Here is a 5,591-nt window from a genome sequence, read left to right as displayed (position 1 = left end):
GCCACCCAGGAGTGGGGTGCTGAACTCGAACGGGCAGTCAGCACCGATCTCGACCCGAACGCTTCACAGGTGGAGCGGTTCCGTTCCACGTGGACGCGCGTCATCGAGTCCTTCTCACGTCACCGAGACCTGTGGGCCACCCATTTCCGGATGCTCTCGCATGTCGACGCCGTCCCGGACGAAGGCAAGCCTTTCGTCGGCGCGCTCCAACAGGGACGCGAAGGGCTCGCCCACATGCTGCTCGACACCGAGGGGATGAGCGCTGACGCCGTCTCGAAGGTGGGCATGGTCTACCACGCACTCCTCACCGGCGTCATGGCCCAGTGGCTCGTCGATCCCGAACATGCACCCTCTGCCGACGACCTGACCGAAGGAATGCGCACCATCGCCGAAGCCATCGCAGGCGCGGGCTCACGCGAGGCGGGAGATCGAACCGATCCTCGCTAGATCACGTCGGTTGCGCGATGCGGTTGCGTCACACCCTCGACGATGATGACCGTGCTGTCGGAGTGCTCCGTCCGGAGGGCGAGTATCTCTTGATAGGCGGGCGAGCGATACCACGCGAGAACGTGCTCCCGATCGGGGAACTCGACGACCACGAGGTCCCCGACCCAGGCGCCCTCCAGCACTTCCGCATCGGAACCGTGAACGAGGAACCGGCCTCCGTACGGCGCGAGTGTGGCGTCGATGCGTTCCAAGTACTCGACAATCGGCCCCCCGAAATCGACGGTGCGCAGGTGGCCGACTACGAATGCAGACATAATTCCTCCGGTTCGGTTCCGATTCGGTGAGGTGGGCGACATCGGCCGCGCGGTCAGGCGGTAGGGACCTTGTCCAGGAACCCGAGCACCAGTCGGACCTTCCCGGCCTGGTCGCGTTCGAGGACATCGAATCCGACCACGAGGGCGTCGCCGCCGACGGGGCCGAGCTCCCACGTGAAGCGGGCCTGGTCGTGGTGGGCGTCGACGTCGCCGGCCAGTTCGAAACGCATGCCGTCGAACTGCTGCTGCACCGACCTGATGAGGGCGCTCACGGCGCCGGGTCCCTCGGCCGCTCCGATCGGATCCACGCAGCGGCCGTCGTCAGCCCACAGCTCGGCGACCATCGCGTCCCGCTTGTCGGTGTCCGTCTCGTTCCAAATGGCCAGGTAAGCCTGGACCAGGGTGTCGAAGTCGTTCATCGCTCGCTCCTTCGTTTCCGGTGGGCTGCCGGTCGGCGGCCTGTGGGAACGAATTTGCCCGCCGGGGTGGGTCCGGTCGATTACCTCGGAGGTAATGGGACCCGTTCCCGGGGCCTTCTAGGCTGGGTGCCATGACGGCGGCACAGGACACGATCACCGAACCGGTCGGGCAGTTGCTCCGTCGATGGCGGGGACATCGGCGGATGACCCAGATGGATCTCGCCAACCGCGCCGAGGTGTCCACCCGGCACGTCAGCTTCCTCGAGACCGGCCGCGCGAAGCCGACCCGGGAGATGCTGCTGCGCTTGGGCGAACAGCTCGACATCCCGCTGCGAGACCGCAACACCCTGATGCTGGCGGCCGGTTTCGCCCCGCCCTATCCCGAGCACGTACTCTCCGACGTCCCGATGTCGACCGTGGTCGACGCCATCGCGCAGATCCTCACGGCGCACGATCCGTTGCCGGCTGTCGTCGTCGACCGGCACTGGAACATGGTCGACGCCAACGCGGCGGTAGGACTGCTCACCGACGGCGCGGCCGCCCGGCTGCTCGAGCCTCCCGTCAACGTGCTGCGGCTGAGTCTGCACCCGGAGGGCATGGCGCCTCGAATCACCAATCTCGGGCAGTGGCGGGCTCACGTGCTGCAGCGGATCGAGCATCAGATCGAGGCGACCGGCGATCCCGAACTGCGGCGCCTCCGTGACGAGCTGGCGGGCTACCCGAGCGGACAGGACGCGGTGTCGCGGGATGCGCCGGCGCTCGTGGTCCCGCTACGCGTCCGGGTGAACGGACACGACCTCGCGTTCCTGAGCACCACCACGGTCTTCGGGACCCCACTCGACGTGACGGTGTCAGAGTTGGCGATCGAGTCGTTCTACCCGGCCGACGGCGCCACAACCCGGTTCCTTACTTCTGATGGGCCGGCTACCGCCCCGGGATCCGCGGTAGCTCGGGTAACGGGGCGGGCGGCGGGAGGGTAGGAAGCTGGATCTGGGGCAACCCGGGGATGAGCGGCGGCGGGGCCGGGGCCGGTGCCGGGTCGTTCCCGCTCACGTCCCTCTGCGCCTCGGCCTGCGCTTCCGTCGAAGGCTGCACGTTCTGGGTGTACGCCTCGGTCCGGGCGGTAGCCCCCGCGGGTTCCGCGACCTCTGCCGGAGACGAGACGGGACCCGGAATATCGGCGGCAGTAGCCGGCGGTGACACGGGCGGTCCCACGTCCACGGCGGCCGGGGCCGAGGTGTTCGACTCGGTGGCGTCCGGCTGCACATCCTCTTCGGACCCCGTCAGCATGTCTCCGCCGACCCCGAGGGCGAGTCCGAGTGCGGCGACTGCGGCAAGGGCTCCGCCGACGAGGACGGCGCCGCGACGGCGGGACTTCGGCGGTTCGGCCACCGAGACGGGCTCGTCCGGGAGGTACTGGGCCAACAGGGCCGCGCCTTCGGCAGCCACCAGTTCCGGCTGCTCGGGAACGATTACCGGAACGTCGAGCCACGACTCCATCACCGCGCTGACGAGGGGAATGTGCGCGCCGCCGCCGATGAGCACCGCAGCGTCGGGAATGCGGCCGGAACGGCGGATGACCTCCCGAGTGATGCGGGCGGACGCCTCGACGGGTCCCTGGATGAGCGACTCGAACGTGTCCTGCGACAACAGGAGGAGACCCCCGTCACCGGGTACACACACCGCACTCGTGCTGGACAGCCGCTCTTTCGCGTCGCGGCACCGGGCGTCGAGCTCGAGTTCGGCGGCCGCGTCGGCAGGCGCGGCGATTCGTTGGAGTTCTACTTGATGGTCCCGTATCAGGCGGTCGACGAGGTCGCCGCTGATCTCGTCGGTGCGGGCACTGCCGAGCACCGTCCCGGTGACGCGTTCGACGACCGTGACGGTGAGGCCGGAGCTACCGAGGTCGTAGAACACCAGCGTCGAGTGGTCCCCCAGATGTTCCGACACCTCGAGCATCTCGAGTGCGGCCGTCACTTCGGGCACGAGATGCACATCGATCTGCTGGCGAGCCATCGCTGCCTCCACGGCGTCGGCCTGGGCCTCGTCCTGATAGGCAACACCGATAGCCTGCACGTATCCGAGGTCTTCAGCCTCGGCCAGCACCGTTCCGATGTTCTCGGCGGCCACGACCTCCGGGCGCTCGCGGGTGGCGATCACCGAGGTCGACCGGAAGATCGGCCCCGTTGCGGTGTCGGAGCCGACGATGTCGACAGGGTCGACGGATTCGTCGGCGTCGCGGCACGCAAAGCGCACAGCGCTGGCACCGACCGACACACCGAGAACCGAAGTCATGAACCCGACTATAACGGTTCGGTCACAGACCGGACGGGTAGCGGGGGGTTTCGCAGATCAATCCTGTCTTTTCCCCGTGATGCACAGCAGATTTCCGATCGTCACCTCCACCTCGAATCCCTGCCGACCGAACACCTGTGTCACCGCGTCGACGATGCGTTTCGACTTGGCGTCGTCGTGCACCGATTCGGTGCCCCCGTAGAAGAGGTGAACGACGCCACCCGGGCGGAGGATCTCCCAGAGAGTTCGCGTTTCACCCACCGCTTCGTGTGCCCAGAAGACATTGACATTGACAGCGAAAACCTTGTCGAAGGATCCATCGGCACAGCGAAACCCGGCCAGATCGGTGGTCTGAAACGTCGCTTTCCCGCTCGCCAGATGGGTCTCGTTACGTTGCGCTGCCCGCGCTGTTGCCGTGGCAGAGCGGTCGATTGCGGTGATATGCCCGTCGAACAGTTGCTCGGCGACGAGCGAAACTGCCACACCAGGTCCACATCCCACCTCCAGGATTCGATCGGAAGGATCCACGTCCAACCGATCGACCGCGCAGCGGATCCGGGCGGGGATGTTCGGCACCGCCATTGGAGGACGACCCTTCGACGGCTAGGCGGTAGAAACATGCGTATCGAGCCAGACCAAAGTCCGGGACCACGCGTCCGCGGCGGCCTCCTCGTTGTACACCGCGGGCCGATCGTCGCAGTGGAAGCCGTGCTCGGCGTCGGGGTACCGCACGATCTCGGTGCCCACCGGTACCTGCGACAGCGCGTCCCGCAACTCCTCGACGCGTTCGGACGGAATTCCCTTGTCGCGATCACCGAACAGCCCCAACCATGGAGTCGAGAGCTGCCGTGCGGCGTCGAGTTGCGACGGATAGCCGAAGCGGCCCTTCTCGACGCCGCCGCCGTAGAAGCTCACCGCCGCCCCGAGTTCCAGCCGCACGGCGGTGTGGAAGGCGACCGTCCCGCCCATGCAGAACCCGACGATCGCAGTGCTCGCCGAGTCGATCGAGGCCTCGGACAGCGCATCGACTGCCGCATCGACGTCCTCGTCGATGTGCGCGGATGTGAGCGTGCCCAGTAGCGGCATGGCCGTTTTCAGATCGTCGTACGCCAGTACCGGGTCACCGCCTCGGTGGAACAGATGCGGTGCGACGGCGTGATAGCCGGCGGCGGCGAACCGGGAACAGACATCGACGATGTAATCGGTGATCCCGAAGGCCTCCTGGATGACGATGACGCCCCCACGAATACGACCCTCGGGAACAACGCTGGTCAGAGGTGTGGTCACCGAAGTAACTCTAGGAGACCGGCTTCAGCGGATGAATTGCCGGTGCCCCGGCGAGGTGCTCACCGAAAACAGCGACGGCCGACTGGAAATGCGGCGACTTCATGTGCGCGTCGACGGCCTCCTGGTTCGCCCACACCTCGACGGTGACGAAGGTTCCGGGTTGAGCAGCTGATTCGTACAACTCGTACGACACGCAGCCCTCCTCCTTGCGGCTCTCCGCCGCGAGGGAAGACAGGCCGTCGCGGACGGTGTCCTCGGAGCCCGGCTTCGCCGGAATGGTCGCTACGACATGCAGATCGGACATCGATTCCCCTTCGTGACAGCGGCTAGGACTCCCGTAACCGCAGCAGATAGTTCGCGACTCGTTTCTCGTCCCATCCGTGCGCCTCCCGGAGGCCGTCCGCGATGGTCGCGAGATACGCCGGCGCCGGCGCAGCGCGGGTGAGGTCCGCGCCGCCCGCCTGTGTGGTGAACGTGCACATCACGGCACCGTCCCGGGACCCGACGGTGAGCAACCGATCGTAACAGGCGGGTTCCTGGGCCCTGATGTCCTCGAACTGCTCCTGCGTCACGAGGAAAGCGCGGGCGGCGACGGCTCCGGCGGCGTCCGGGTCGTAATACGCACGACCACCGCCCCACGACCGCGCTTCGCCGGCGAAATAGACGGAACCGGGCAGCACCACCGACATCGACGCCCGCGGTGCCGTGGAGTCGCGGGCGCCGGGGTTCACGTGCCTGCCGCCTGCCGGGCACCCGCCACTCAGGTAGCAGGCCAGACGAGCCGCCGCCATGTTCGACCCATAGCTGATGTACCAGACCAGCACATAGA

At 67.1% G+C, this 5,591-nt stretch carries 9 protein-coding genes; 2 read left to right on the top strand and 7 right to left on the bottom strand.

Annotated elements, in window-relative coordinates:
- Nucleotides 1-447: hypothetical protein (locus tag WAW17_RS04850; RefSeq protein WP_422331874.1), on the top strand; the 447-nt coding region annotated here is incomplete at its 5' end.
- Here WAW17_RS04850 and WAW17_RS04845 read toward each other — a convergent pair.
- Complete coding sequence (locus WAW17_RS04845) at nt 444-761, bottom strand: DUF1330 domain-containing protein (protein WP_422331873.1); 318 nt, start codon at nt 759-761, stop codon at nt 444-446. The two genes, WAW17_RS04850 and WAW17_RS04845, sit on opposite strands and share 4 nt — an antisense overlap.
- Before the next feature lie 53 nt (nt 762-814).
- Nucleotides 815-1,180, bottom strand: a complete 366-nt coding sequence (locus WAW17_RS04840; protein ID WP_422331872.1) for a nuclear transport factor 2 family protein — start codon at nt 1,178-1,180, stop codon at nt 815-817.
- A gap of 131 nt (nt 1,181-1,311) precedes the next feature.
- Between WAW17_RS04840 and WAW17_RS04835 the strand changes: the two genes are divergently transcribed.
- Entirely contained in the window at nt 1,312-2,160 is an 849-nt protein-coding gene (locus WAW17_RS04835; RefSeq protein ID WP_422331871.1) for a helix-turn-helix domain-containing protein, read from the top strand.
- On the opposite strand, the gene WAW17_RS04830 is transcribed toward WAW17_RS04835, so the two are convergent.
- The 5 genes from WAW17_RS04830 to WAW17_RS04810 all read right to left on the bottom strand — a co-directional run.
- Nucleotides 2,105-3,475 (bottom strand): Hsp70 family protein, encoded by a 1,371-nt coding sequence (locus WAW17_RS04830; protein WP_422331870.1) that lies wholly within the window; start codon nt 3,473-3,475, stop codon nt 2,105-2,107. The two genes, WAW17_RS04835 and WAW17_RS04830, sit on opposite strands and share 56 nt — an antisense overlap.
- Before the next feature lie 57 nt (nt 3,476-3,532).
- Nucleotides 3,533-4,057 carry an SAM-dependent methyltransferase gene (locus tag WAW17_RS04825; RefSeq protein ID WP_422331869.1) on the bottom strand — a complete coding sequence of 175 codons (525 nt, stop codon included), beginning with the start codon at nt 4,055-4,057 and terminating at the stop codon, nt 3,533-3,535.
- 21 nt (nt 4,058-4,078) lie between these two features.
- Complete coding sequence (locus WAW17_RS04820) at nt 4,079-4,762, bottom strand: dienelactone hydrolase family protein (protein WP_422331868.1); 684 nt, start codon at nt 4,760-4,762, stop codon at nt 4,079-4,081.
- Between the two features lie 10 nt (nt 4,763-4,772).
- Nucleotides 4,773-5,066, bottom strand: a complete 294-nt coding sequence (locus WAW17_RS04815) for a putative quinol monooxygenase (protein ID WP_422331867.1) — start codon at nt 5,064-5,066, stop codon at nt 4,773-4,775.
- A gap of 22 nt (nt 5,067-5,088) precedes the next feature.
- A partial coding sequence (locus tag WAW17_RS04810; protein ID WP_422331866.1) for a hypothetical protein occupies nt 5,089-5,591 on the bottom strand: 503 nt, incomplete at its 5' end.

This window comes from Rhodococcus sp. (in: high G+C Gram-positive bacteria) (genome assembly GCF_049286785.1).
Classification (GTDB): Bacteria; Actinomycetota; Actinomycetes; order Mycobacteriales; family Mycobacteriaceae; genus Rhodococcus_F.
Note: the sequence above shows the minus strand (reverse complement) of the source record. Positions and strands in the feature narration are given on the sequence as shown.